Here is a 25226-nt window from a genome sequence, read left to right on the forward strand (position 1 = left end):
GGTCAACTGATCGGATACCCGAAAACGTCGGCCGGCAGCGCCGCCGACCCCGGCCGCCAGCGCGACAGCACCCAGCCGGACGGCGCGAAGAGCGGCCGCGGCAGCGCGTCCACGGCGAAACGCTCCCACCCGCCGCACGCGTGCGGCTCGACGACCAGCGCAGCCGCGTCGCTGACCGGGGCGAGCACGGCCGCGGTCAGCCGGGTCCGCCCGTCCCGGTGGTCGAGCAGGACGCCCAGCACGCGCATCCGCGTCGAGGGCAGCGTGATCCCGGTCTCCTCGGCCAGCTCGCGCGCGGCGGCCTGCTCGAAGGACTCGCCCGGCTGGTCCACCTTGCCGCCCGGCAGACCCCAGCTCGGCGCCTCGCCGGCCGCGATCCGCCGGCCGAGCAGCACCCGGCCGTCCGGGGCCGGCACGATCACGCCGACCCCGATCAGCGGCGGGGTGGTCACCAGGGGGAGGGGGCGTAGTCCTTGAGGAAGCACCCGTAGAGGTCCTCCCCGAGTTCACCGCGGACGATCGGGTCGTAGACCCGGGCCGCGCCGTCCACCAGGTCGAGCGGGGCGTGGAAGCCCTCGGCGGCCAGCCGCATCTTGTCCGGGTGCGGGCGCTCGTCGGTGATCCAGCCGGTGTCCACCGCGGTCATCAGGATGCGGTCGGTCTCCAGCATCTCCTTGGCGCTGGTGCGGGTGAGCATATTGAGCGCGGCCTTGGCCATGTTGGTGTGCGGGTGCCCGGCGCCCTTGTAGCCGCGGCTGAACTGGCCCTCCATGGCGGAGACGTTCACCACGTACTTGCGGTGCGCCTGGGCCGCCGCCATCGACTGGCGCAGCCGGCTGACCAGCAGGAACGGCGCGGTCATATTGCACAGCTGGACTTCGAGCAGCTCGATCGGGTCGACCTCGTCGACCGTCTGCACCCAGGTGTTGGTGGCGTCCAGGTCGGGCACCAGGCCGCCCGCGTCGATCGCGGTGCCGGCCTCGATCCGGGCCGGCGAGGCCGAGCCGGTGACCAGCGCCAGCGAGGTGACCTGCTGGGCGGTGAGCCCGTCGTGCGCGCCGTCCGCCTGGCCGGGCAGGGCCGGGCGCTCGACGGCGCCGCTGCCGAAGTGGCCGATCACCTCGGAGGCGGGCAGTGCCCCGGCGGGCAGCGGCGCGGACTCGGCCGCCACCAGCTCCGCGTAGGCGCGCGGGGAGCGGCGCACGGTCTGCGCCGCGTTGTTGATCAGGATGTCCAGCGGGCCTTCGGCGGCCACCGAGTCGGCCAGCGCGATCACCTGGGCGGGGTCGCGCAGGTCGATCCCGACGATCTTCAGGCGGTGCAGCCAGTCGCCGCTGTCGGGCATCTCCTTGAAGCGCCGGATCGCGTCGTTGGGGAAGCGGGTGGTGATCGTGGTGTGCGCGCCGTCGCGCAGCAGGCGCAGCGCGATGTACATCCCGATCTTGGCCCGGCCGCCGGTGAGCAGCGCCCGGCGGCCCGTCAGGTCGGCCCGGGCGTCGCGGCGCGAGCGGTTCTCCTTGGCGCACGGCGGGCAGAGCTGGTGGTAGAAGGCGTCCACCTCGACGTAGCGGGTCTTGCAGGTGTAGCAGGAGCGCGGGCGCTGCAGGATGCCGGCGATCTCGGTGGTGGTCGGGGTGGAGAGCCCGAACACGCCCGCGGTCTCGTCGTCGATCCGGCCCGGCGCGCCGGTCGCGGTGGCGGCGGTCACGGCGCGGTCGTTGGCCGACTTGGCGGCCCGGGTCTCCTGGCGGCGGCGCTGCTTCACGGTGCGGAAGATGCCCGCGACGGCGCGGCGCACGGTGATCGCGTCAGGGTGGTCGACGTCCAGCTCGTCCAGTTCGGCGAGTACCTCGAGGCAGAAGCGCAGGCGCTCGGGGTCGATACCCGGCCCGAATTCGAGCTCCGTGATGTCCTGCTGCTCCTCTGCCGTCGTCATGCCTTCGCTGCTTCCTTCATCCGCTGATCCCACCCGATTACTCGATGAATCGTACGGAGTGCCCAGCACGAGGCCAAACGGCGGCAACGGGGGTCGGTAGATTCGCTGCCATGACCACCGCTGCCACCGCCCCCGTCGTGCTGCTGCCCTATCCCGCCGAGAGCATCCCCGGGCTGCCCGCCGAACTGGAGGCGCACGTGTTCGACAACACCTCCTGCGACGGCCGCCCCGGCCCGCCGCCTGCCGAGCTGCTCGCCCGTACCGACTTCCTGGTCGTCCCCTACAGCTATCTGCACCCCGGCTCGGTGCTGCCGCTGCTGCCCGCGATGCCCCGGCTGCGCGTGGTGCAGACGCAGACCGCCGGGGTGGACGACATCCTCCCGCACATCCCGGCGGGCGTGACGCTCTGCAACGCCCGCGGCGTGCACGACGCCTCCACCGCCGAGCTCGCCCTCACCCTGACGCTGGCGGCGCTGCGCGACGTGCCGCGCTTCGTCCGGGGCCAGGACGCCGAGCAGTGGCAGGCCGGCTTCTACCCGGCGCTGGCCGACCGGACGGTGCTGATCGTCGGCTACGGCGCGGTCGGCGCGGCGATCGAGGAGCGGCTGCGGCCCTTCGAGTGCGAGGTGCTGCGGGTGGCGCGCACGGCCCGCAGCGCCCCGCACGGCCCGGTGCACTCGCTGGCCGAGCTGCCCGAGCTGCTCCCGGCGGCCGATGTGGTGATCCTCGCGGTGCCGCTCTCGGACGCCACCCGCGGCCTGGTGGACGCCGGGTTCCTGGCCGCGCTGCCGGACGGCGCGCTGCTGGTGAACGTGGCGCGCGGCCCGGTGGTGGACACCGGCGCGCTGCTCGCCGAGCTGACGGCCGGCCGGCTGCGGGCGGCGCTGGACGTCACCGACCCCGAGCCGCTGCCGGCCGGCCACCCGCTCTGGCATGCGCCGGGCGTGCTGATCACCCCTCATGTCGGCGGCAGCAGCTCGGCGTTCCTGCCGCGCTCGCGCCGGTTGATCGCCGCCCAGCTGAGCCGCTTCGTCAAGGGCGAGCCGCTGGAGAACGTGATCATCGCCGGTTAGCGGGGGGGGGGGGGGGGGGGGGGGCGGTCAGCGCGGGTCGGGCCGGTCCAGGTTCCAGTGCCGGACGACCTGGCAGTACCAGGTCCCCTCCGCGCCGTGCGGGATCAGCGCGAAGCGGCTGACGGTGCGCTGGCCGCCCTCGTGGTCCCCGTAGAGCAGGTCGATGCTGATCCGCTCGCGGTTCTTCAGGCGCTGGAGAATCGGCGCGTGGTCGGGGTCGGTGGCCTCGCGGATCGCCGCGTGCCAGAAGCCGGTGTCCCCGGGGGCGACATAGAGGTCGCGGGACTGGCGTCGGAACGACTCCGGGTCGGCCGGCCCCCGCGAGGCGTAGGTGTCAGCCTCGGCGAGCCGCCAGCCGTGGATGACGCCGATCCCGGGGCCGACGTTGCGCAGCGAGGCTGCCAGGTAGAGCCGGTCCTCCTCGACCTGGACGTAGCCCGCGCCCCCGTGCAGGCGGGTGCCGTGGCCGTCCATCCAGATCAGCTTCTGATCCGGGTCGCCGACCCGCGAGGAGATCAGCACCGGTCGCAGCGAGGCCTGGACGGCCCGCTCGGCGGAGAGCGCGGCGCGGTCCGCCGAGCGGATCGAGGCGAACGAGGCGACCGCCAGGATCAGCGTTCCGCCGGCGGTCGCCAGCGAGGAGATGGTCGCCCAGTCAGCCATGGGCGGCCTGCACAGTACATATCGGGTTCACGGGCGGCAGCGTAGGGGATCGCGCCCGCGGCCCGGGCAGCTGTCCACCCCGTAGACGGAACGCTCAGCTCTCGCCGCCCATCGCCTTGGCCGCGCGCCCGGGCATCGCCTCCGGCGGCACGTCCTCGATGTGCGTGGAGACGTTCCAGTGGTGGCCGAACGGGTCGGCGAAGGAGCCGGAGCGGTCGCCGTAGAACTGGTTCTCGACCGGGCGCAGCGTGGTGGCGCCGTTGGCCAGCGCCAGCCCGAACACCGCGTCGACGTCCTCGACGTAGACGTTCAGCAGCACGGGCGTGCCGCCGACCGTCTTGGGGCCGACAGCGCCGATCTCCGGGTACTCGTCGGCCAGCATGATCAGCGAGTCGCCGAGCTGCAGTTCGGCGTGGCCGACCCGCCCGTCCGGCCCGGTCATCCGGTCGCCGCGCTGGGCGGCGCCGAGCACGGTGGTGTAGAAGTCGATCGCCGCCGCGGCGCCGTCCACGAAAAGGTACGGCGATACGCGCGGGTAACCGTCCGGAATGGGTTTCACAGCGGACATCGTGCGCTCCTGGATTTTCGGTGCCTGCGTCCTTGTACCGAGCCTGGCACGGCCCGCGGAGCGTCGCCTGTCGCGGGAGGCTCTTTTCGCCCCCGCGATCGTTAGATTGGAGGCCAGAGGTTCTGCCGGGCCAGAGGGCGGGGTGAGCTTGATGGACGTGCCGGGCGACGCGGAGCAGAGCCCCGTCGGCGCCGTCGGACGGGTGACCGTCTCGATCCCGACGGACGGGCCGGGGGAGGTGCTGGTGCCGGTGCGCGGCGGGACGGAGGCCTTCGCCGCCTGGGCCGACCAGCCCATTCCCCGACACGCCCAGGTGATGGTGGTGGAGCGGACCTCGGCGCGCTCGGTGATCGTCGTCCCCTTTCCCTCTTCGTAAAGTCCTTCTTCGTAAAAGCTTCATAGAGGAGTTCCGCGATGTTGTTCTGGCATGTCCCCGCGCCGAACGAGGCGCTGCTGATCTCCGGTTCCAAGCGCCAGGCCCAGGACACCCAGTTCCGGATCGTCACCGGCCACGGCAGCTTCGTGATGCCGATCAAGCAGAAGGCCCGGATGCTGTCGCTGGCGCTGCGCGAGGCGGAGATCTCCGAGGACTGCGTGACCCAGCAGGGCATCCGGCTCAACGTCCGCGCGGTGACGGTGTTCAAGGTCGGCGACGACTCGGTCTCCATCTCCAACGCGGCCCGCCGCTTCCTGGCCGAGCAGGACCGGATGGAGGAACTGGTGGGCCGGATCTTCGCGGGCCATCTGCGGTCCATCATCGGCGGTCTGACGGTGGAGCAGATCATCCGCGAGCGGGACCGGGTGGCGCAGGAGGTGAAGGCGGGCAGCCACAACGAGATGGAGAAGCTGGGCATCGTGGTGGACGCCCTGCAGATCCAGGAGATCGAGGACGCCACCGGCTACATCACCAACCTGGCCGCCCCGCACGCCGCCGCGGTCGCCAGCCAGGCCCGGATCGCCCAGGCCCGCTCCGACCAGGAGGCCGCCCAGCGCGAGCAGGAGGCCCTGGCGCTGAAGGCGCAGTACGAGCGGGACACCGCGATCAAGCGGGCCGGTTTCGTGGCCGAGACCGAGCAGGCCAACGCCAAGGCCGCGCAGGCCGGTCCGCTGGCCGAGGCGAAGGCCTCGCAGGAGGTCATCGAGGAGCAGACCGCGCTGGCCACCCGCCAGGCCAACCTGGCCGCCCAGCGCCTGGAGGCGGAGGTGCGCCGGCCGGCCGACGCGGAGGCCTACCGCCAGCGCACGCTGGCCGAGGCGCAGCGCGACCGGGCGAAGTTCGAGGCCGAGGGCGAGGCCTACCGCCGCACCACGCTGGCCACCGCCGAGGCGCAGGCGATCCGGGTCCAGGCGGACGGCACCGCGTACGCGGAGCGGACCACCGCCGAGGCCCAGGCCGCCGCGAACGACGCCCGCGCCGCCTCGCTCAAGAACGGCAACCAGGAGCTGATCGCCGCCAACCGGGTCGTGGAGAACCTGCCCGCCCTGGTCGACGCGGCCGCGCGCGGCATCGCGAGCTCCAACCTGACGATCCTGAACGGCACCGAGGGCGTCAACCAGGTCGCCGCCGGCATCGTCGGCCAGGGCATGGCGATCCTTGACGCGCTGCGCCAGTCCACCGCGGTCCGGCCGACCACGCCGCCGTCGCCGCAGCCGCAGGCCGAGGCGGTCTGAGATCTTGCCGCCCGGGCGGGGTGGGAGGACGCTGGTGGGAGCGGGGTGACGGGACCGGCGCCAGGAGGTGCGGGATGCACAACCAATGGGATGTCGAACTCAGCTTCGAGGAGGACGGCACACTCACGTCCTGCGAGGCGAGGCTGGTCGGCGTACGCGCGCCGGCGCTGAGCGCGCACGCGGAGTCCGTGCGCAGCACCGCCGACCGTCCGGTGGCCGGGATCGGCGAGGAGGTCGCGGCGGCTCGCGCGCTGGACGCGCTCTCGCACAAGCTGCGCGCCCAGGCGGCCGGGGACCTGGAGGACGCGAGTCTGCGGCCCAACTATCTGATCTTCTGATCCGCCGGCGGGGAGTTGCCCCGCCGGCGGATCAGCGGTCGCGCGATCAGGCGGACGGGTCCGCCGGGTCCTCGTGCGGCATCAGCAGCTCGTACGAGGGGTTGGCGATGGTGAGGTAGCCGTCCGTGTTGCCGACCATCCCCTCCGCCCGCAGCCGGGCGCCGGGCTGGATGCCCTGGATGGCGCGGCGGCCGTAGAAGGTCAGCGTGATGCCGCCGGTCTCGTCGAAGACCTCGCACTCCAGCCGGGGCGTGCCCGAGACCGGCGTGACGTTGACCGACCGCACCTGGCCCCGGACGCTGGCCCGCTGGCGCCACTGCAGGTCGGACATCGCGACGGTGCCGTCGGCACGCCGCACGACCTCACCCCGCTCGGCGGGCGCGGCGTCGTCCGGGACGGGGAGTCGGCGCCGCCCGTTCGCGCTCTCGCCCCGGCGCGCCGCGCTGACGGCGGCGGACACCGGCACCGGCGCGCCCAGCTGGTCGGGGCCGAGCTCCTCGATGGCCTGCGTGACGTCGAACGGCACGATGGTCGCCGCGACGTGCGGCAGGCGCCCGGCGACTTGGGCGATCCGGTCGCCGACCCGGGCGTGGAACAGCCGGCCGAACAGCGGGCCGTAGGCGCGCCGGGGGATCAGCAGCGTGACGTCGGTGCGGCCGTCGGCCGTGGCGCGTGCCGAGAGCTCGGCCACCGCGCGGCGCAGTCGCCGGTCGGGGCACTCGATGATCTCCAGCGGCACGTCAGCGGCGTGGTTGGCCTCCCAGTCGGCGCGCAGCCGCTCGGCCTGCCGGTCGTCGACCATGAAGTGCACGGCGCTCAGCTCGGTCGGGCGCAGGCTGCGGGCGTGGTGCAGGGCCTTGACGACGGCGAGGTCGAGCCGGTCCACCAGGACGTAGACGACGCTGCGGGTGTTGGCGGCGGTGGTCGCCGAGGCCGGGGCGGCGGCCAGCGCGGCGGTCTCGGCGCGGTAGCGGCTGTTGGTGCGGATCAGCGCCCAGACGCCGATCGGGAAGATGACGACGACCATCCAGGCGCCCTCGGTGAACTTGGTGACCGCGAACATCACCACCACGGCGGCGGAGGCCACCGACGCCGCGGCGTTGACGACGATCTTCATCGTCCGATGCGGGTCGCGGCGCACCCAGTTGTACTTCACCAGGCCGGCGGCCGCCATCACAAAGCCGGTGAAGACCCCGATCGCGTAGAGCGCCACCAGCTTGGTCAGGTCGCCGCCGGTGCCGATCAGCAGCACCAGCGAGGCCACCGCCAGCACGATGATGCCGTTGGAGAAGGCCAGCCGGTGGCCGCGGATGGTCAGCTGCCGGGGCAGGAAGGAGTCCTCGGCGACGAAGCTGGCCAGGAACGGGAAGCCGTTGAAGGAGGTGTTGCCGCCGGTGTACAGGATCAGCGCGGTGGCGATCTGGACGAAGGCGAACATCACGTTGCCGAAACCGCTCTGCCCGAAGACCAGGTGCGCCTCCTGGGCCAGCACCGTGGGGCTGCCGGAGGAGAAGGGCACGGCGTGGGTCTTCCAGGCCAGCGTGGAGACGCCGAGCACCAGGGTGCCGAGGATGGCGCTCATGATCACCAGGGTGCGCCGGGCGTTGGGGCCCTGCGGGCTGCGGAACGCGCTGACGCCGTTGGAGATGGCCTCCAGACCGGTCAGCGAGGAACCGCCGTTGGCGAAGGCCCGCATCATGATGAAAAGCGAGGCGCCCATCAGGATGCCGCCGCCCGGGTGGCCGATGTCGATCACGCCCGGTGCGTGCAGCTGCGCGTCGGTGAGCTGCGGCAGGCTGCCGGTGAAGAGCCGGATCATGCCGACGATCACGGTCAGCCCGGTCGCCAGGATGAAGAGGTAGGTCGGCAGCGAGAAGGCCTTGCCGGCCTCGCGGATCCCGCGCAGGTTCCCGTAGAAGAGCAGGACGACCACCCCGCAGGTGATCCAGATCTTCTCGTGGTCGATGTTGGTGTGCAGGAGCAGCTGCAGCAGCGAGGCGACCGCGTCGGTCCCGGCGGCGGTCTGCACCGCCACCGTCACGATGTAGTCGATCAGCAGCGCGACGGCGGCGATCTGGGCGACCCGCGGCCCGAAGTTCTCGCGCGCCACCACGTACGAGCCGCCGGCCTTGGTGTACGTCATCACGACGTCGCGGTAGGACAGCGTGAGCAGGAAGAGCAGCGCCAGGATGATCCCGGTGACCGGCATGACCAGCGCGAACCCGGCCACCCCGACCGCCGGTATCAGCTGGGTGAGCATCTGCTCGGTGCCGTACGCGCTGGAGCTGATGCAGTCCGGCGCCAGCACGCCCAGCGCGATCGGCTTGGACAGCTTCTCGTTGTGCAGCTCCGAGCTGACCAGCGGCGGGCCCAGCAGCGCCTTCTTCAGGCGGTAGCCGGGGCTCTCCGGGATCTCGACGACGTTGCCCGGCAGGGCTGCGGGTTTTGCTGCTGGATCATTGGCGAGACGTTCGGGCGCGGCCATGCGCCATCCTTTCGGCCGTGAGTACCTGGCGGCGCTGCGCTGCGTAGTCCCTGGTACTGCTGACGGCCTAAGGGAGCCGTCTCCTTTTTTGACGACTATCTTCTTAACGTCTTTCGCTCGCCGCGGCCCCATCGGGTCGGGTTCCAGCGGCTTTTTTGACGCTATCTTGACGGTTTCCATACGCCCTGGCGGGAATCAGGCGGACCCGTTAACGCCGGCTCTTAACGCCCCCGCCCCGCTTGCGGTATCCGTCCAGGACGTCCTGGCGCAGCAGGTGGCCGAAGCCCGCCCCCTCCAGGCGCAGCCCCAGCTGGGCCTCGGTGATCCCCAGCGCGCCCGCCGCCCTGCCCAGGTGCCACTCCTGCCCCGCCAGCACACCGAGCAGATGCCCGCGCCGCACCTGGTTCTCCGAGAGCCGGAAGCTCTTCAGATAGGCGACCCGGCCGGCCTCGTCGGTGATCGTCTCGCCGATGTGGTTCTCCTGCTTGGGCGCGAACGGCGGCAGGAACCGTGCGAGCGTGAAGCGCCCCAGCCGGTACACCGTCTCCCGGCTGTACGCGGCGCCCAGCAGCCCGCCGGCCATCGTCGAGTCGTGGAAGTCCGCCCACCGGCTCTCCTGGCTCCGCGCCGCCGACCGCAACTCGGCCAGTGAGCGGATCCCGCGATCAGCGATCTCGGCCCTGAAGTCGGGCAGCGGCGTCATCAGCGTCGCGTAGTGGTGGATCAGCTCGCCGTAGAGGTCCTGCACCAGGGTGGGGTGCAGGGCGCGGTAGTCCTCGGGATGCGGTACGACGAAGGCGGCCGCGAGCGCGTCGGCGGTGTACACCAGCAGGCCGCACTGGTTCGGGTGGATCTCGAACACCCGCAGCGCGTCCGCCAGCCCGCGCACCTGTGCGCCGGTGTACGCCTCCTCCACCCGCGGCGCGAGCCCCTGGCGCACCGCGCGCTGCGACCACTCCTGCCAGGCGATCGAGGGCCCGCCGAAGTGCAGCGACAGGTAGCCCTCCAACGCCAGGTGCAGCGGCAGGAAGCGCAGCCGGTCCTTGGCCTGGCGGCGGGTCATCCGGCGGTGGAAGTGCAGCGGCATGGACGCCTTCGGCGCCTCGCCGCGACCGGAGGCCAGCTGGGTGCCGTAGGCGGCGGCCGGCGAACCGTCGTCGGTCCAGGCGGCGACGAACCCGTGCGGGATGTACGACAGGTAGTGGTCGCGCGGACCCAGCCCGACCAGTCCAGGACCGTCGCTGTAGATCTCCTCGTGCAGCCGCAGATCGGTCAGCGGCCGCTCGCGCACCAGCGGCACCAGCCGCACGCCGCCCCAGACCTGGGAGGGGCGGGTGGTCAGGCCGGTCAGGTCCAGCGCGGTCATCACGGGCCCTCCAGGAAGGCGGCGGTCCGGCTGTCCAAGTAGGCCGTCAGCTCGGCCAGGCCGGTGCGGCCCTCGGCGAACTGCGCGAGCTCGACCAGCGCCGGCAGGTCCTCGGCGTCGCGCAGGCCCGCGGTGGGGACGGTCGGCGCGAGCGGCGCACGTCGAAGTCGTCCGCGTCGTAGACCGGGTTGAGGTGGACGACGCTGGTGCGGCGCTCCGGGTCGAGCCGGGTGCGCCAGATCCGCAGCACCTCGCCGGCCAGCCCGGGCGGCGCGTTGTCCCAGCCGTCGGAGACGATCACCAGGCGCTCGGGCGCGGTCTCCAGCGCGTCCAGGATCCGCCGGCCCAGCGGCGTCGGACCGTACGGATAGCTCAGCAGCGCGTCGGTGCGCCCGGAGGTCCACAACGCGGTGTAGTGGCCGGCCAGCGCCTGGAGCAGGTAGTGCGCGGCCAGCGCGGCCGCCAGCGGCCGGCGCCGCTTCTGCGCCGACCCGACGGTGGAGAAGCTGTCGTCCAGCACCGCCGCCACCCGCCCCCATCGCCCCCGGTGCACCCCCGCCGCCCGGCCCGCCGCGGTGCGCAGCGCCTCGGTCAGCTCGGCGCGCCGGGCCAGCCGGTCGGCCGAGCGGCAGCGCCAGCACGTACGAGGCGAGCCGGGTGAGCGGCATCCGGGTCAGGTCGGCCCGCACCGCCGGCGCCCGGCTGCCGCGTGCGCGCTCCTGCAGCCGCAGCTGCTCCAGGCGCGTCATCCTCGGAGCGATCCGCTCCAGGAAGGCGCCGCGCGCGATCCCGTGCTTGGCGGCGAACCCCTCGGCCACCGTGTACGGCAGCTCGTAGAGGGCGGCCTGCTCGTAGTGCGCCCGGCGCCAGCTCTCCAGAATCGGCGTGCCGAACCGCGCGCGGCTCTTCGGTGCGAACAGGAACGGTCCCAACTCCTCGCCGGCAGGGGCGAGATGGGCATGGCGAAGGGTCAGCTTGAGGCCGCTGCGGTACTTCACGGCGTCGAAGGCCGGATCCGGGCGCGCGGCGATCCAGTCGCGCATCACCGCACGGGTGCGGCGGTTGTTGACCTTGGCCCGGCGCAGCTCCCGGAACAGCCCGTACACCCGCTGCGGGGGCAGCAGCGCCAGCCGCCGGGCGATCAGCCGGCCCTCGGTGCGCCGCTGTTCCTCGTCCGCCTCGCGCGCGGTCTCCAGCAGCCGCCGCACGATCAGCGCCGCGTTGTGGTCGTTGATGTCCAGCGCGAGCACCGCCGCGTAGAGGCCGCGGTAGTTGCCGATCATGTACTCGTGCAGGAAGTCCAGCGAGAGCCGCTGCTCATCCGCCTCGCTGTGGAACTCGCGCTGCCCGGTGGAGGTGATCGCCGCGTTGACGAACAGCAGGACGTCGTCGGCGGCTATCAGGTCGCCGTAGGAATCCATCGGACGAGCCCCCCGGTCGTGGTCGGATGCCGGCCGGGGAATGGGGGCGCGAGCTGCGAATCATTGCTTCAGAGGCAGGTTCCGGAAGTCGCACCGGAGTCCCGCGGCCGGCCCGCCGACCGTACCAGGGCGGGTCACCCGATCGCGTCGGCATTACGGGCTGCGCCAACTGGGCCTGCACCGGCTTCGCTTTCGAGTGACACGGCGGCTCGCCGACCGCCGCGCCCGGTCCGGTGTGCGTGAGCATCGGCGAGTGGTCCCAGCGGTGCCGACCAGCCCGTCGGCGCAAGGGGCGTCACCGGATTGGCCGTGCCTGACGTCCCACCGGGGCCCGCTTCCCAGCACGCTGAGACTGACCTGAGGGTTTTCGTCCCACACCTCCCTGAGGAGGCCCCCATGAACCCCGCTTCGCCGACCTCGGCCACAGCGCCGGACGCGTCCGCGCCGGGCACCGACGAGTCCCCGATCCACATCCTCTGGATCAACGCGGGCCTGAGCTGCGACGGCGACTCCGTGTCGCTCACCGCCGCCACCCAGCCCAGCATCGAGGAGATCGCGCTCAGCGTGCTCCCCGGCCTGCCAAAGATCGCCATCCACTGGCCGCTGATCGACTTCGAGTGCGGACCGGTCCAGGGTGCGGACAACTTCATCGAATGGTTCTTCAAGGGCGAGCGCGGCGAGATCGACCCGTTCGTCCTGGTGATCGAGGGGTCCATCCCCAACGAGGCGATCAAGGCCGAGGGTTACTGGTGCGGGTTCGGTGACGACCCCGCGACCGGCCAGCCGATCACCACCAGCGAGTGGATCGACCGGCTCGCCCCCAAGGCGCTGGCGGTCGTCGCGATCGGCACCTGCGCGACCTACGGCGGCATCCACGCGATGGCCGGCAACCCGACCGGCGCGATGGGTGTGCCCGACTACCTGGGCTGGGACTGGAAGTCCAAGGCCGGCATCCCGATCGTCTGTGTGCCCGGCTGCCCGATCCAGCCCGACAACTTCTCCGAGACGCTGGTCTACCTGCTCCACCAGGCCACCGGCGCCGCCCCGATGATCCCGCTGGACGAACACCTGCGCCCCACCTGGTTGTTCGGCGCCACCGTGCACGAGGGGTGCGACCGGGCCGGCTACTACGAGCAGGGTGAGTTCGCCACCACCTACGACTCGCCCAAGTGCCTGGTGAAGCTGGGCTGTTGGGGGCCGGTGGTGAAGTGCAACGTGCCCAAGCGCGGCTGGATCAACGGCATCGGCGGCTGCCCCAACGTCGGCGGCATCTGCATCGCCTGCACGATGCCCGGCTTCCCCGACAAGTTCATGCCGTTCATGGACGAGCCGCCCGGCGGCAAGATCTCCAGCGCCGCCAGCAGCGCGTACGGCGCGGTGGTCCGCAAGCTGCGCGCGGTCACCGCCGCGACCGTGGACAAGGAGCCCAAGTGGCGCCAGACCGGGGAGAAGCTGACCACCGGTTACCGACCGCCCTGGTGAGCCCGCGCCCGAACCCGAACCGTCCAGCAGACCTCCCCGCATGAAGAAGGGCACGGCATAACGATGGCAACACCGACCACGAAGGCGACCGGCGACGGCAGCGGCCTGGTGGAGATGGCCTGGGACCCGATCACCCGGATCGTGGGCAGCCTCGGCATCCACACGAAGATCGACTTCAAGCAGAAGAAGGTCGCCGAGTGCTACAGCACCTCGTCGGTCTTCCGCGGCTACAGCGTCTTCATGCGGGGCAAGGATCCCCGGGACGCGCACTTCATCACCAGCCGCATCTGCGGCATCTGCGGTGACAACCACGCCACGTGCTCGGTGTACGCGCAGAACATGGCCTACGGGGTGAAGCCGCCGCACCTGGGCGAGTGGATCATCAACCTGGGCGAGTCCGCGGAGTACATGTTCGACCACAACATCTTCCAGGAGAACCTGGTCGGGGTCGACTACTGCGAGAAGATGGTCCGCGAGACCAACCCGGGCGTCCTCGAGCTGGCCGAACGCACCGCGGCCCCGCACGCCGGCGAGCACGGCTACAAGACCATCGCCGACATCATGCGCTCGCTCAACCCGATCGAGGGCGAATTCTACCGCGAGGCACTCCAGGTCAGCCGCTACACCCGGGAGATGTTCTGCCTGATGGAGGGGCGCCATGTGCACCCCTCCACCCTCTACCCGGGCGGCGTGGGAACCGTCGCCTCGGTGCAGCTCTTCACCGACTACCTCAGCCGGCTGATGCGCTACGTGGAGTTCATGAAGCGCGTCGTCCCGCTGCACGACGACCTGTTCGACTTCTTCTACGAGGCGCTGCCGGGCTACGAGGAGGTCGGCCGCCGGCGTGTCCTGCTCGGCTGCTGGGGGGCTCTCAACGACCCCGAGTACTGCGACTTCACCTACCGCAACATGACCGACTGGGGCCGGCGGATGTTCGTCACCCCGGGCATCATCGTGGACGGCAAGCTGGTCACCAACGACCTCACCCAGATCAACCTCGGTATCCGGATCCTGCTCGGCAGCTCCTACTACCAGGACTGGGAGGGCAAGGAGCAGTTCGTCACCCACGACCCGCTCGGCAACCCGGTCGACCCGCGCCACCCGTGGAACCAGCACACCATCCCGGCGCCGCAGAAGCGCAACTTCGACGACAAGTACAGCTGGGTGATGTCGCCGCGCTGGTTCGACGGCAAGGACTACCTCGCGCTGGACACCGGCGGCGGCCCGATCGCCCGGCTGTGGTCCACCGCGCTGTCCGGACTGGTCGACATCGGCTACGTCAAGGCCACCGGCCACAGCGTGGTGATCAACCTGCCGCGCACCATGACCAAGCCCGAGACCACCTTCGAGTGGAAGATCCCGAAGTGGAGCAACGCGCTGGAGCGCAACCGCGCCCGCACGTACTTCCAGGCCTACGCGGCGGCCGTGGCGCTGCACTTCGCGGAGAAGGGGCTCGCCGAGGTCCGCGCCGGCCGCACCCAGACCTGGGAGAAGTTCGAGGTGCCGGACGAGAGCATCGGCTGCGGCTTCACCGAGGCCGTCCGCGGCGTGCTGTCGCACCACATGGTGATCCGCGACGGCAAGATCGCCAACTACCACCCGTACCCGCCGACTCCGTGGAACGCCAGCACCCGTGACACCTACGGGACGCCCGGCCCCTACGAGGACGCCGTGCAGAACACGCCGATCTTCGAGGAGAACACGCCCGAGAACTTCAAGGGCATCGACATCATGCGCGCGGTCCGCAGCTTCGACCCGTGCCTGCCCTGCGGCGTCCACATGTACCTCGGCGAGGGCAAGACCGTGCAGAAGATGCACGTGCCCACCGGCCTGAGCGGCATGGGCGGATGAGCGCCGCGACCGCCGCACCCGACGCCGCGCTGACCGGCCACCGCGTCGAGGAGGTGCTGGAGCGCCTGGCCGCCACCGGCGACCGCGAGGTGTGCGCCTCGGCCGAGGAGCTGGTGCGCGTCCTGATGGACTTCTACGGCGCCGGGCTGGCCCGGATCGTCGAGCTGCTCGGCCGCGGTGGCCAGCAGCCGGGCGCCCTGGACCGCTTGCTGCGCGACGAGTTGGTGTCCAGCCTGCTGGTGCTGCACGAGCTGCACCCCGAGGACGTCGACACCCGGATCCGCCGCGCGCTGGCCGGGCTGCGCAACAAGCCCGTGGAACTGGTGGACTTCGACGCGCAGAGCGGCACCCTGCGGGTGCGCGCCAGTGGCGGGGGTGGCGGCTGCGGCTGCCCGAGCACCGGCGGCGACCTGCTGGAGACCGTCCAGGAGGCGATGGCCTGCTTCGCGCCCGAGGTGGTCGCAGTCGAGCTGGAGGCCGCCGTCAAGGAGCCCGCGCTGCTGCAGATCGGCACCCGCCCCTCGGCGGCCGGCGTCGGGGCCGACCCGGTGAAGACCTCGTGAGCACTCGTCAGGCGTGGCCGCCGCGGACCGGGCCCTCGCCCGTCCCCGGCGGCCTGCGCCGCTTCGTGCGGCCCCCGCAGTCCCAGCAGGAGCGCTGCGAGCTGTGCGGGGTGGTGGTGGCGCCCGAGGGCCACCGCCATCTGGTGGACATCGAGAAGCGCTCGCTGGCCTGCGCCTGCACGCCCTGCGCGCTGCTCTTCGACCGTCCCGGCGCGGCCGGCGGCCGGTTCCGGACCGTGCCGGACCGCTACTACGCCGACCCCGGCCACAGCCTGGACGACGGCGCCTGGGAGCTGCTGCAGATCCCGGTCAGCGTCGCCTTCTTCTTCCGCAACGCCGAGCTGGACCGCCTGGTCGCGCTCTACCCGAGCCCGGCCGGCGCCACCGAGAGCGAGCTGGACCCGTCGACCTGGCAGACCGTGCTGGGCGGCACCCGGCTGGCCGAGCTGCTCGAACCCGACGTCGAGGCGCTGCTGGTGCGCCGCAGCGAGGGCCGCTACGAGTGCTTCCTGGTGCCGATCGACATCTGCTACGAGCTGGTCGGCCGGATGCGGCTGCACTGGCAGGGTTTCGACGGCGGCGCGGAGGCCAGGGCCGACCTGGCGGCCTTCTTCGAACAGGTCAACCGCCGGGCCCGGGCGCCCAAGGAGGACGCAGCGCCGTGACCGAATTCGCCTTCTCCTGCACCGGGGTGCGCGCCGACCGGTTCGCCGCCGGTCCCACCCTGGTGTTCCGGCTGCGGATCACCGCCTCGCCCGACACCCGGGTGCACGCGATCGCGCTGCGCTGCCAGCTGCGCATCGAGCCCGCCAGGCGCGGCTACCAGCCGGCCGAGGCCGAGGGCCTCAGCGACCTGTTCGGTGACCGCTCGCGCTGGGGCACCAGCCTGCTGCCGGTGCAGTTCGCGCAGGTCTCGCTGGTGGTGCCCGGCTTCACCGGGGAGATCGAGGTCGACCTCCCGGTGCCGTGCAGCTACGACCTGGACCTCGCCCCCACCAGGTACTTCCACGCGTTGCAGGACGGCGAGGTGCCGCTGCTGATGCTCTTCTCCGGTACGGCGTTCACCGGCGCGGGCGGCTTCCATGTCGAACCGGTGCCCTGGGACCGCGAGGCCTCCTTCCGGATGCCGGTCGCGATCTGGCGGGAGATGGTCGACCAGCACTTCCCCGGGTGCGGCTGGCTGCGGCTGCCCAGCGAGACGATGAACGCCCTGCTCGCCTTCCGCTCGCGCCGGGCGCTGCCCTCCTGGGAGGCGACCGTGCAGGCCCTGCTGGCGGCAGCCGAGACCGCCGAGGCCGCCGAACCCCCGCCGCCGGCCCGCGTTCTGCTGGGCGCGACGGCTCCGCTCGCCACCGGAAGGACGGGTCCGTGACGACCGCCGAACCGACTGCCGAACCGATCACCGACCCTCTACCTCTACCGGGGGAGCGGTTCGCCGCCGCCCGGCAGGTGGCCGACGCCGTGCTGTTCGAGGGCTATGTGCTCTACCCCTACCGGGCCTCGGCGGCCAAGAACCGGATGCGCTGGCAGTTCGGCGTCCTGGTGCCGCCGGGCTGGGGCGCCGACTGCGGCGAGCACTCCCTGCAGCGCACCGAGTGCCTGATGGAGCCCCGGCGCGGCGCCACGCTCTTCGTGGAGCTGCGCTTCCTGCACGCCCAGCGGCGCACCGTCCAGCAGCTCGGGCCCTCCGGCGGGCATCGCACGGTCACCGAGCTGGAACTCGCCGACCGGGTGCTGACGCCGTGGGACGAGGGCGTCGAGGAGCGGGTGCAGCTGACCGTGCCGGTGGCCGAACTGAGCGGCGCGGGCCGCACCCTGCCGTTCGAGCTGGGGGCCCGCGAGGAGATCGAGACGGTCTTCGACGAGAGCGGGCGGGCGGTGGGCCGGCTGGTGCGTCGGCGCGAGCGGCTCTGCGGGGTGGTCCGCTTGACCGCCGCCGACCTGGACGGGCCGTACGCCGTGCAGCGGCTGACCGCGGTGGTGGAGAACACCAGCGACTGGACACCGTTGGGCGGGCCGGCCGACCGCGAGGCGGTGCTGCCGCGCTCGCTGGTCTCCGCGCACCTGATGCTCGGGCTCAGCGCCGGGTCGTTCCTGTCGATGGCCGATCCGCCGCAGTGGGCCAAGGGCGCCACCGCGGCCTGCCAGAACCTGCACACCTGGCCGGTGCTGGCCGGCCGGGACGGCGGCGCCGACGTGGTGCTCTCCTCGCCGATCATCCTGGAGGACCACCCGGCGATCGCCCCCGAGAGCCCCGGCGCCCTCTACGACGCGCTGGAGATCGACGAGATCCTCGCGCTGCGCACCTCGGCGCTGACCGAGCAGGAGAAGCGCGAGGCCCGCGGCACCGACGCGCGGGCGGCCGCCGTGATCGACCTGGCCGACTCGATGCCGCCCGAGGTGCTGGAGCGCCTGCACGGCGCGGTCCGGGCGCTGCGGGAGATCACCGATCCCCGCGCGCGGGAGGAGGTCGACCTGGTCGACTCGGGCGATCCCTTCGACCCGTTCGCGGTCGGACAGCCGGACACCCCGTGGTGGGACCCGGCGAGCGACCGCGCCTTCGACCCGGCCCGGGACCGGGTGACGGTGGACGGCCGCTCGGTCGGGGCCGGCAGCCGGGTGCTGCTCAAGCCCGGCCTGCGGCGCACCGACGCGCAGGACCTCTTCCTGCACGGCCGCAGCGCCCAGGTCGAGGCGGTGCTGCACGACGTGGACGGTGTGGTGCACCTGGCGGTGACGGTGGAGGGCGACCCGGGCGCGGACATCCGCCGCGAGCAGGGCCGGTTCCTGTACTTCCAGCCCGACGAGGTCGCCCCCCTGGACTCCCTGGAGGGCACGTGAGCGGGCGGACGCTGGTGGCCGGCGTCGGCAACATCTTCCTCGGCGACGACGCCTTCGGTGTGGAGACCGTCCGGGAGTTGGCCCGGCAGTCGTTGCCCGAGCAGGTCGAAGCCGTCGACATCGGTGTCCGCGGTGTCCATCTGGCCTATCAACTGCTCGAAGGCTACGACACGTTGATCCTGGTGGACGCCACTGAGCGGGGTGGCGAGCCGGGCACGCTGTATCTGATCGAGCCTGGCGAGAGCGGCGCCATCGAGCCGCAGGCCGCACTGCTCGACGGCCACCGGATGTCCCCGGACGCGGTGTTGGCGCTACTGGACACCCTGTGCGCCGGCACCGACGGCACCCCGCCCCGGCGGACGCTGGTGGTGGGCTGCGAACCGGCCTGCGTCGAGGAGGGGTTCGGGCTCAGCGCGCCGGTGGCCGCCGCGGTGCCGGAGGCCGTCCGGCTGGTGCTGCGCCTGCTGCGGGAGGGCCACCAGGAGGACCACCAGGGGGAGCCCGCCCTGCGGGCCGCGGCCGGCCCGGCCGCGAACTGACGAGAGGAATAGGGAACATGTTCAAGAAGATCGTCGTCTCCGGTGCGGCCGCGGCCGCGCTGGCCGCCGTGGTGGCGCAGGTCCTGCCGGACATCAAGCGCTATCTGAAGATGCGGAGTATGTGAGTCAGTATCAGTTCTCTTTCTGCTGAGGTTGGTTGGGCCAGGCGGGCTATGCCGTGGCCCGGCGGCGGCGTGGCACCCGGTCGGGTGCCGCGCCGCCGTCCTGTAATGGACGCGCCCTGGGCCTCCCCGTACGGCTCGGCAGGAAGAGACCGATGCACGAGATGTCCATCGCGATGGCCGTGGTCGACCAGGTGACGCAGGCGGAGCCGCCCGCCGGTGCCGGTGGCGTCCGGTCCCTTCGGCTGCAGGTCGGCGAGCTGGCCGGGGTGGTCCCCGACTCGCTCGCCTTCTGCTTTGAACTGGCTTGCGCCGGAACGGTGCTGGAGGGTGCCGAGCTGGTCGTCGAGCCGGTGCCGGGGCGGGCCCGCTGCGCGCCGTGCGCCGACGAATGGGCGGTCGGCATGCCACCGCAGCTCTGCTGCCCGGTCTGCGGCGCGGCGGCCGCGGAGCTGCTGGCGGGGCGCGAGCTGCAGATCGTCAGCGTGTGCTGGGCGGACGACCCGGTGCATGTGCCCACCCGCGAACCGATTCCCGAGGAGCGCTGAACCATGTGCCGAGTGGTCGACCTGCAGCAGGCGGTACTCGCCAAGAACGACCTCTGTGCCCACCAGTTGCGTGCCGAGCTGGCCGCGCGCGGCACGATCGTGGTCAACCTGCTCTCCAGTCCCGGTAGCGGGAAGACCGCGCTGCTGGAGCAGGAACTGCTGCTGGCGCGCCAACGGGGCATCCCGGTCGCCGCGTTGACCGCTGACCTGGCCACCGAGAACGACGCGGTTCGGCTCGCGCGCTCCGGCGTTCCGGTCAAGCAGGTGCTGACCGATGGGCTGTGCCACCTGGAGGCGGGGATGCTGGGCGGTCACCTGGAGGGGTGGCTGCCGCAGGACACCCGGCTGCTGTTCGTGGAGAACGTCGGCAACCTGGTCTGCCCGGCCTCCTACGACCTCGGCGAGTCGCTGCGGGTCGCGCTCGCCTCGGTCACCGAGGGGGAGGACAAGCCGCTGAAGTACCCCACGGCCTTCGGGTTGGCGCAGCTGGTGGTGGTGACCAAGACGGACATCGCCGAGGCCGTCGACTTCGACGAGGCGGCGTTCCGGGCGAACGTGCAGCGGGTGAACCCGGGGGTGGAGGTGCTGCTGACCTCGGTGCGCGGCGGCGTGGGCGCGGGACTGCTGCTCGACCGGGCGCTCGCGGTGGCGCAGGGCGGGGAGGTGCACCTGCCGGTGATGGCCGCGGGTGCGCAGGCGCACTCGCACGGACCTGAGCATTCGCACAGTCCTGAGCACTCGCACGGGCATGAGCACGGGCATCCGCACGTGGGTGCCGTGGCCGGCGTGCAGTCGCACCGGTCGTGACGAGCACGGTTGCGGCGGCGGTGCTGCGCCGGCGGGTCACCGTCCGGGGCGTGGTGCAGGGCGTGGGTTTCCGCCCGTTCGTCTACACGCTGGCCACCGGGCTCGGCCTGGTCGGGCAGGTGAGCAACACCGGCGAGGGCGTCGTCGCCGAGGTGGAGGGCGCGCCGGGGGCGGTGGCGCTGTTCTGCGAGCGGATCGCCGCCGCCGCGCCGCCGCTGGCGGTGGTGGACTCCGTCGAGCAGCAGGAGATCGCCGCCGCCGGGGGCTCCGGCTTCGCCATCGTCGCCTCACGCACCGGCGGTCCGGCCCGCACGCTGGTCTCCCCGGACGTCGCCACCTGCGCCGACTGCCTGGCCGAGCTGGCCGACCCGGGCGACCGCCGCCACCGGCACCCGTTCATCACCTGCACCCACTGCGGGCCGCGCTTCACCATCGTGACCGGGCTGCCCTACGACCGGGCGCACACCACGATGGCCGGCTTCCCGATGTGCCAGGACTGCGCGGGGGAGTACACGGACCCGGGCGATCGGCGCTTCCACGCCCAGCCGGTCGCCTGCCACGCGTGCGGGCCGCGGCTGCGTCTGCTGCTCGGTGCCGGTGCCGACGCCGGCGGTGACCGCAGCGATGACTGTGGCGGGGTGGATCCGATCGCGGCGGCCCGCGCGCTGCTCGCGCGGGGCGCGATCCTCGCCGTCAAGGGGCTCGGTGGCTACCACCTGGCCTGCGACGCCGCCGATCCGGCGGCCGTCGCCCGGTTGCGGCGGCGCAAGGCCCGGGGCGACAAGCCGTTCGCGCTGATGGCCCGGTCGCTCGCGGACGTCGAGCAGCTGGTTGAGATCGGCCCCGAGGAGCGGGCGCTGCTGACCGGAGCGGCGCGGCCGATCGTGCTGCTGCGCAGGCGACTTGGAGCCAGGTCGGGCTTGGCCGAGGCGGTCGCGCCCCGGAGCCCGGACCTCGGGGTGATGCTGCCGTACACGCCGCTGCACCACCTGCTGCTCGGCCTGCCCGGTGACCCGCCGGGGCCTCGGCTGCTGGTGATGACCAGCGGCAATGTGTCCGGCGAGCCGATCGTCACCGACGAGGCGCAGGCGCTGGAGCGGCTCGCGCACCTTGCGGACGCCTGGCTCACGCACGACCGGCCGATCCAAGTACCGTGCGACGACTCGGTGGTGCGGGTCTGCGACGGCGCCGTGCTGATGCTGCGCCGCTCGCGCGGCTATGCGCCGCTGCCCCTGGCGCTCCCGCTGCCGGTCCGACCGGCCCTGGCCGTCGGGGGCGACCTGAAGAACACCTTCTGCCTGGCCGAGGGCCGCCGGGCCTGGCTCTCCGCCCACATCGGGGACATGGACGATCTGGCCACCCAGCTCGCCTTCGAAGGGGCCGAGCGGCAGTTGGAGTCGATCACCGGGGTGCGCCCCGCCCTGCTGGCGGCGGACCGGCACCCGGCCTACCGCTCCACCCGATGGGCCGAACGCCGGTGCGGTGAGCGTCCGTTGACGCTGGTCCAGCACCACCACGCGCATATCGCCTCGGCGATGGCCGAGCACGGCCTGGACGGCAGCCGGCGGGTGATCGGGGTGGCCTTCGACGGCACCGGCTACGGCGACGACGGCGCGGTCTGGGGCGGCGAGATCCTGCTGGCCGACTACGACGGCTACCGGCGCTTCGCCCAGCTGGCCTATGTGCCGCTGCCCGGCGGCGACGCCGCCGTGCGGCGCCCGTACCGGATGGCGCTGGCGCACCTGCGGGCGGCGGGCATCGCCTGGACCCCGGACCTGCCCTGCGTCGCCGCCTGCCCGACGGACGAACTGCGGCTGCTGGAGCGCCAGTTGGAGCGCGGGCTGAACTGCGTGCCGACCTCCAGCATGGGCCGGCTCTTCGACGCGGTCTCCGCACTGGTCGGGGTCTGCCAGCTGGCCGGCTATGAGGCCCAGGCCGCCATCGAGTTGGAGGCGGCGGCGCTGCCCGGCCTGGCGGGCGCCGGGCACGGCTACCGCTTCACCCTGCACCCGGGAGCCGCTGCGGCGCTGCTCGCCGACCCGGCGCCGGTGCTGGCGGCCGTGATCGCCGACCTGCGTGCGGGCGCGCCGCGTTCCTTCGTCGCGGCGCGCTTCCATCTGGCGGTGGCCGACCTGGTGCGCCGGGCCTGCGCGCGGGCGCGGACGGCGGACGGTCTGGACACGGTGGCGCTGACCGGTGGGGTCTTCGCCAACACCCTGCTCTCCTCGGCCTGCGCCGCCGCTCTGGGCGAGGACGGCTTCACCGTCCTCCGTCATCGCCAAGTCCCGCCGAACGACGGTGGGTTGGCCCTGGGGCAGCTCATGGTCGCGGCCCGCGCCGACTAGTCCACATCCCCACAGCGAGGAGATCCCCATGTGCTTGGCGGTACCCGGCAGAGTGCTGGACATCGAGGAACGGGACGGCACCCGGATGGCCAATGTCGACTTCGGCGGCGTGGTCAAGGAGGTGTGCCTGGAGTACCTGCCGGACCTCCAGGTCGGTGAATACGCGATCGTCCACGTCGGATTCGCGCTCCAGCGGCTGGACGAGGAGTCGGCCAGGCACACCCTGGAGCTCTTCGCCGACCTCGGCATGCTGCAGGAGGAGTTCGGCGACCCCTGGGAACTGGCCGCGCGCGAGGGCGGGTTCGTCTTCCCCAGCGACCTCCCGAGCGACGGCGACGCGGAGCGGGAGGAGGCCCGATGAAGTACATCGACGAGTTCCAGGACCCTGAGCTGGCCCGGCGGCTGCTCGACGACATCCACGCCACGGTGACCAGGCCGTGGGCGCTGATGGAGGTCTGCGGGGGTCAGACGCACACCATCATCCGTCATGGCATCGACCAACTGCTGCCGGACCAGGTGGAGTTGATCCACGGTCCGGGCTGCCCGGTCTGCGTGACGCCGCTGGAGGTGATCGACAAGGCCTTGGAGATCGCCTCGCGTCCCGGGGTGATCTTCTGCTCCTTCGGCGACATGCTCCGGGTCCCGGGGACGGATCGCGACCTGTTCCGGGTCCGCAGCGAGGGCGGTGACGTGCGGGTGGTCTACTCGCCGCTGGACGCCCTGCGGATCGCCCAGCAGAACCCGCAGCAGCAGGTGGTCTTCTTCGGGATCGGCTTCGAAACCACCGCGCCACCCAATGCCATGACGGTCTATCAGGCCAGCAAGCTCGGCATCCGCAACTTCAGCCTGCTGGTCTCGCACGTCCGGGTGCCGCCCGCGATCGAGGCCATCATGCAGTCGCCCAGTTGCCGGGTGCAGGGCTTCCTCGCCGCCGGGCACGTCTGCAGTGTGATGGGCGTCGGCGAATACCCGGAGCTGGCCGAGCGGTTCAAGGTGCCGATCGTGGTGACCGGCTTCGAGCCGCTGGACATCCTGGAGGGAGTGCGGCGTACCGTGCGGCAGTTGGAGCGCGGCGAGCACCGGGTCGAGAACGCGTACCAGCGGGCCGTCCGGCCGGAGGGCAATCCGGCCGCCCAGGCCATGCTCGAGGACGTCTTCGAGGTCACCGACCGGGCCTGGCGCGGGATCGGCACGATCGCCCGGAGCGGGTGGAAACTGTCCGAGCGCTACCGTGAGTTCGACGCCGAGCAGCGGTTCTCGGTGTCCGGGATCAGGACCCTGGAGCCGGCCGCCTGCCGGGCCGGCGAAGTCCTCCAGGGGCTGCTGAAGCCGCACGAGTGCGAGGCCTTCGGGACCACCTGCACCCCGCGCAACCCGCTCGGCGCCACCATGGTGTCCAGCGAGGGCGCCTGCGCCGCCTACTACCTCTACCGGCGGCTCGACCTCAATCCCGCCCCCGCCCGCCTGGAGGCGAGCCCCCTTGTCTGAGACCATTCCCAGCCCCTTCGGTGCCCGGCCGCTGAGCCCGGCCGCCCGCGACCTGCTGCAGGCGCCGGACTTCAGCTCCTGGACCTGCCCCGCCCCGCTGCGCGACCAGCCGCGGGTGGTGATGGGCCATGGCGGCGGCGGTGCGATGTCCGCCGAACTGGTCCAGCACGTCTTCGCCCCCGCCTTCGGGGGAGCGGTGCTCGCGCAGTTGGGCGACGCGGCGGCGGTCACCCTCGGTGGTGTCCGGCTGGCCTTCTCCACCGACACCTTCGTGGTCCGCCCGCTGTTCTTCCCCGGCGGGTGCATCGGCGACCTCGCGGTCAACGGAACCGTCAACGACCTCGCCATGAGCGGCGCCCGGGCCGCCTACCTGTCCTGCGGGTTCATCCTGGAGGAGGGTGTGGAGCTGTCGGTGCTCGGCCGGATCGCCGAGGCGCTGGGCGCGGCCGCGCGGGCCGCAGGTGTCGAGGTGGCGACCGGGGATACCAAGGTGGTCGAGGCCGGCCACGGCGACGGCGTCTTCATCAACACCGCCGGTATCGGCCTGATCCCGGACGGCGTGGACCTGCGGCCGCAGCGGGTGGTGCCCGGCGACGTGGTGATCGTCAGCGGCGAGATCGGCGTGCACGGCGTGGCGATCATGAGCGTCCGGGAGGGCCTGGAGTTCGGGGTGGAGATCGAGAGCGACTGCGCGGCGCTGGGCGGCCTGGTGGAGGCGATGCTCGCGGTCACCCCGGACCTGCACGTGCTGCGCGACCCCACCCGGGGCGGTCTTGCCGCCTCGCTCAACGAGATCGCGGCGGCCGCCGGGGTCGGCGTGGTCGTCCAGGAGCGGGCCGTGCCGGTGCCGCCGCCGGTCGCCAACGCCTGTGCGATCCTCGGGCTCGACCCGATGTACGTGGCCAACGAGGGCAAGCTGGTCGCTTTCGTGCCGCGTGAGCACGCGGAGGCCGTGCTGGCGGCGATGCGCGCGCACCCGCTGGGCGCGGGCGCGGCGGTGATCGGCGAGGCGGTGCCGGAGCACCCCGGGATGGTGGTGGCCCGTACCGGGCTCGGCGGCACCCGGGTGGTCGACCTGCCGATCGGCGAGCAGCTGCCGCGGATCTGCTGACCCGGGCG

At 72.4% G+C, this 25226-nt stretch carries 22 protein-coding genes and 2 pseudogenes; 17 read left to right on the forward strand and 7 right to left on the reverse strand.

The genetic code is table 11. From position 1 onward, the window contains the following. Positions 1-2: 2 nt before the first annotated feature. Both P3T34_RS33330 and P3T34_RS33335 read right to left on the reverse strand, forming a co-directional pair. The gene (locus P3T34_RS33330; RefSeq protein ID WP_280669769.1) at positions 3-452 is read right to left on the reverse strand and encodes an NUDIX domain-containing protein; all 450 of its coding nucleotides are present in this window, start codon (positions 450-452) and stop codon (positions 3-5) included. Next, positions 449-1936, reverse strand: coding sequence for an SDR family oxidoreductase (locus tag P3T34_RS33335; protein WP_280669770.1), 1488 nt, complete (start codon positions 1934-1936; stop codon positions 449-451). Before P3T34_RS33335 ends, P3T34_RS33330 begins: the two co-directional genes overlap by 4 nt. Before the next feature lie 110 nt (positions 1937-2046). Here P3T34_RS33335 and P3T34_RS33340 point away from each other — a divergent pair, with 110 nt between their 5' ends. Beyond that, positions 2047-3009 (forward strand): 2-hydroxyacid dehydrogenase, encoded by a 963-nt coding sequence (locus P3T34_RS33340; protein ID WP_280669771.1) that lies wholly within the window; start codon positions 2047-2049, stop codon positions 3007-3009. Positions 3010-3036: 27 nt separating this feature from the next. Here the strand turns inward: P3T34_RS33340 and P3T34_RS33345 are convergent, their stop codons facing one another. Both P3T34_RS33345 and P3T34_RS33350 read right to left on the reverse strand, forming a co-directional pair. Beyond that, on the reverse strand, positions 3037-3672 hold the full coding sequence (locus P3T34_RS33345; RefSeq protein ID WP_280669772.1) for a hypothetical protein: 636 nt from the start codon (positions 3670-3672) through the stop codon (positions 3037-3039). A gap of 94 nt (positions 3673-3766) precedes the next feature. Beyond that, a complete protein-coding gene (locus P3T34_RS33350) occupies positions 3767-4240 on the reverse strand; it encodes a VOC family protein (protein WP_280669773.1) in 474 nt (157 codons plus the stop codon). A 151-nt stretch (positions 4241-4391) separates the two neighbouring features. Between P3T34_RS33350 and P3T34_RS33355 the strand changes: the two genes are divergently transcribed. From P3T34_RS33355 to P3T34_RS33365, 3 genes are all read left to right on the forward strand, one after another. Then, positions 4392-4616 carry a hypothetical protein gene (locus P3T34_RS33355; protein WP_280669774.1) on the forward strand — a complete coding sequence of 75 codons (225 nt, stop codon included), beginning with the start codon at positions 4392-4394 and terminating at the stop codon, positions 4614-4616. A gap of 38 nt (positions 4617-4654) precedes the next feature. Beyond that, a complete protein-coding gene (locus P3T34_RS33360; RefSeq protein WP_280669775.1) occupies positions 4655-5911 on the forward strand; it encodes a flotillin family protein in 1257 nt (418 codons plus the stop codon). Between the two features lie 74 nt (positions 5912-5985). Beyond that, positions 5986-6249 carry a dsRBD fold-containing protein gene (locus P3T34_RS33365; protein WP_280669776.1) on the forward strand — a complete coding sequence of 88 codons (264 nt, stop codon included), beginning with the start codon at positions 5986-5988 and terminating at the stop codon, positions 6247-6249. A 499-nt stretch (positions 6250-6748) separates the two neighbouring features. Here the strand turns inward: P3T34_RS33365 and P3T34_RS33370 are convergent. From P3T34_RS33370 to P3T34_RS33380, 3 genes and pseudogenes are all read right to left on the reverse strand, one after another. Further along, positions 6749-8683 (reverse strand): annotated as a pseudogene (locus P3T34_RS33370) (APC family permease); the annotation flags it as partial. A gap of 259 nt (positions 8684-8942) precedes the next feature. Then, positions 8943-10100, reverse strand: a complete 1158-nt coding sequence (locus P3T34_RS33375) for a hypothetical protein (RefSeq protein WP_280669777.1) — start codon at positions 10098-10100, stop codon at positions 8943-8945. Continuing rightward, positions 10100-11521: pseudogene (locus P3T34_RS33380) on the reverse strand (hypothetical protein). Before P3T34_RS33380 ends, P3T34_RS33375 begins: the two are co-directional and overlap by 1 nt. 396 nt (positions 11522-11917) lie before the next feature. Here P3T34_RS33380 and P3T34_RS33385 point away from each other — a divergent pair. From P3T34_RS33385 to hypE, 13 genes are all read left to right on the forward strand, one after another. Beyond that, positions 11918-13003: a hydrogenase expression protein HypE gene (locus P3T34_RS33385; RefSeq protein ID WP_280669778.1), complete on the forward strand. Its 1086-nt coding sequence runs from the start codon at positions 11918-11920 to the stop codon at positions 13001-13003. Between the two features lie 63 nt (positions 13004-13066). Further along, positions 13067-14854 carry a nickel-dependent hydrogenase large subunit gene (locus P3T34_RS33390; RefSeq protein WP_280669779.1) on the forward strand — a complete coding sequence of 596 codons (1788 nt, stop codon included), beginning with the start codon at positions 13067-13069 and terminating at the stop codon, positions 14852-14854. Continuing rightward, a complete protein-coding gene (locus P3T34_RS33395) occupies positions 14851-15417 on the forward strand; it encodes a NifU family protein (RefSeq protein WP_280669780.1) in 567 nt (188 codons plus the stop codon). The genes P3T34_RS33390 and P3T34_RS33395 overlap by 4 nt, the downstream gene beginning before the upstream one ends. Continuing rightward, a complete protein-coding gene (locus tag P3T34_RS33400; protein ID WP_280669781.1) occupies positions 15414-16082 on the forward strand; it encodes a DUF5947 family protein in 669 nt (222 codons plus the stop codon). The genes P3T34_RS33395 and P3T34_RS33400 overlap by 4 nt, the downstream gene beginning before the upstream one ends. Beyond that, on the forward strand, positions 16079-16789 hold the full coding sequence (locus tag P3T34_RS33405; RefSeq protein WP_280669782.1) for a DUF6084 family protein: 711 nt from the start codon (positions 16079-16081) through the stop codon (positions 16787-16789). Before P3T34_RS33400 ends, P3T34_RS33405 begins: the two co-directional genes overlap by 4 nt. A 26-nt stretch (positions 16790-16815) precedes the next feature. Further along, entirely contained in the window at positions 16816-18258 is a 1443-nt protein-coding gene (locus P3T34_RS33410) for a hypothetical protein (protein WP_280672549.1), read from the forward strand. Then, on the forward strand, positions 18255-18797 hold the full coding sequence (locus tag P3T34_RS33415; RefSeq protein ID WP_280669783.1) for a hydrogenase maturation protease: 543 nt from the start codon (positions 18255-18257) through the stop codon (positions 18795-18797). Before P3T34_RS33410 ends, P3T34_RS33415 begins: the two co-directional genes overlap by 4 nt. A 277-nt stretch (positions 18798-19074) precedes the next feature. Then, positions 19075-19467 carry a hydrogenase maturation nickel metallochaperone HypA gene (locus P3T34_RS33420; protein ID WP_280669784.1) on the forward strand — a complete coding sequence of 131 codons (393 nt, stop codon included), beginning with the start codon at positions 19075-19077 and terminating at the stop codon, positions 19465-19467. Positions 19468-19470: 3 nt separating this feature from the next. Then, positions 19471-20274 carry a hydrogenase nickel incorporation protein HypB gene (gene hypB / locus P3T34_RS33425; RefSeq protein ID WP_280669785.1) on the forward strand — a complete coding sequence of 268 codons (804 nt, stop codon included), beginning with the start codon at positions 19471-19473 and terminating at the stop codon, positions 20272-20274. Next, positions 20271-22619, forward strand: a complete 2349-nt coding sequence (gene hypF / locus P3T34_RS33430) for a carbamoyltransferase HypF (RefSeq protein ID WP_280669786.1) — start codon at positions 20271-20273, stop codon at positions 22617-22619. Before hypB ends, hypF begins: the two co-directional genes overlap by 4 nt. Before the next feature lie 28 nt (positions 22620-22647). Then, positions 22648-22980: a HypC/HybG/HupF family hydrogenase formation chaperone gene (locus P3T34_RS33435; RefSeq protein WP_280669787.1), complete on the forward strand. Its 333-nt coding sequence runs from the start codon at positions 22648-22650 to the stop codon at positions 22978-22980. Continuing rightward, a complete protein-coding gene (hypD, locus tag P3T34_RS33440) occupies positions 22977-24107 on the forward strand; it encodes a hydrogenase formation protein HypD (protein ID WP_280669788.1) in 1131 nt (376 codons plus the stop codon). Before P3T34_RS33435 ends, hypD begins: the two co-directional genes overlap by 4 nt. Positions 24108-24138: 31 nt before the next feature. Continuing rightward, on the forward strand, positions 24139-25218 hold the full coding sequence (gene hypE / locus P3T34_RS33445; RefSeq protein ID WP_280672551.1) for a hydrogenase expression/formation protein HypE: 1080 nt from the start codon (positions 24139-24141) through the stop codon (positions 25216-25218). The last annotated feature ends 8 nt before the right edge of the window (positions 25219-25226 follow it).

The sequence above is a fragment of the Kitasatospora sp. MAP12-44 genome (assembly GCF_029892095.1).
In the GTDB taxonomy this organism is placed as follows: domain Bacteria; phylum Actinomycetota; class Actinomycetes; order Streptomycetales; family Streptomycetaceae; genus Kitasatospora.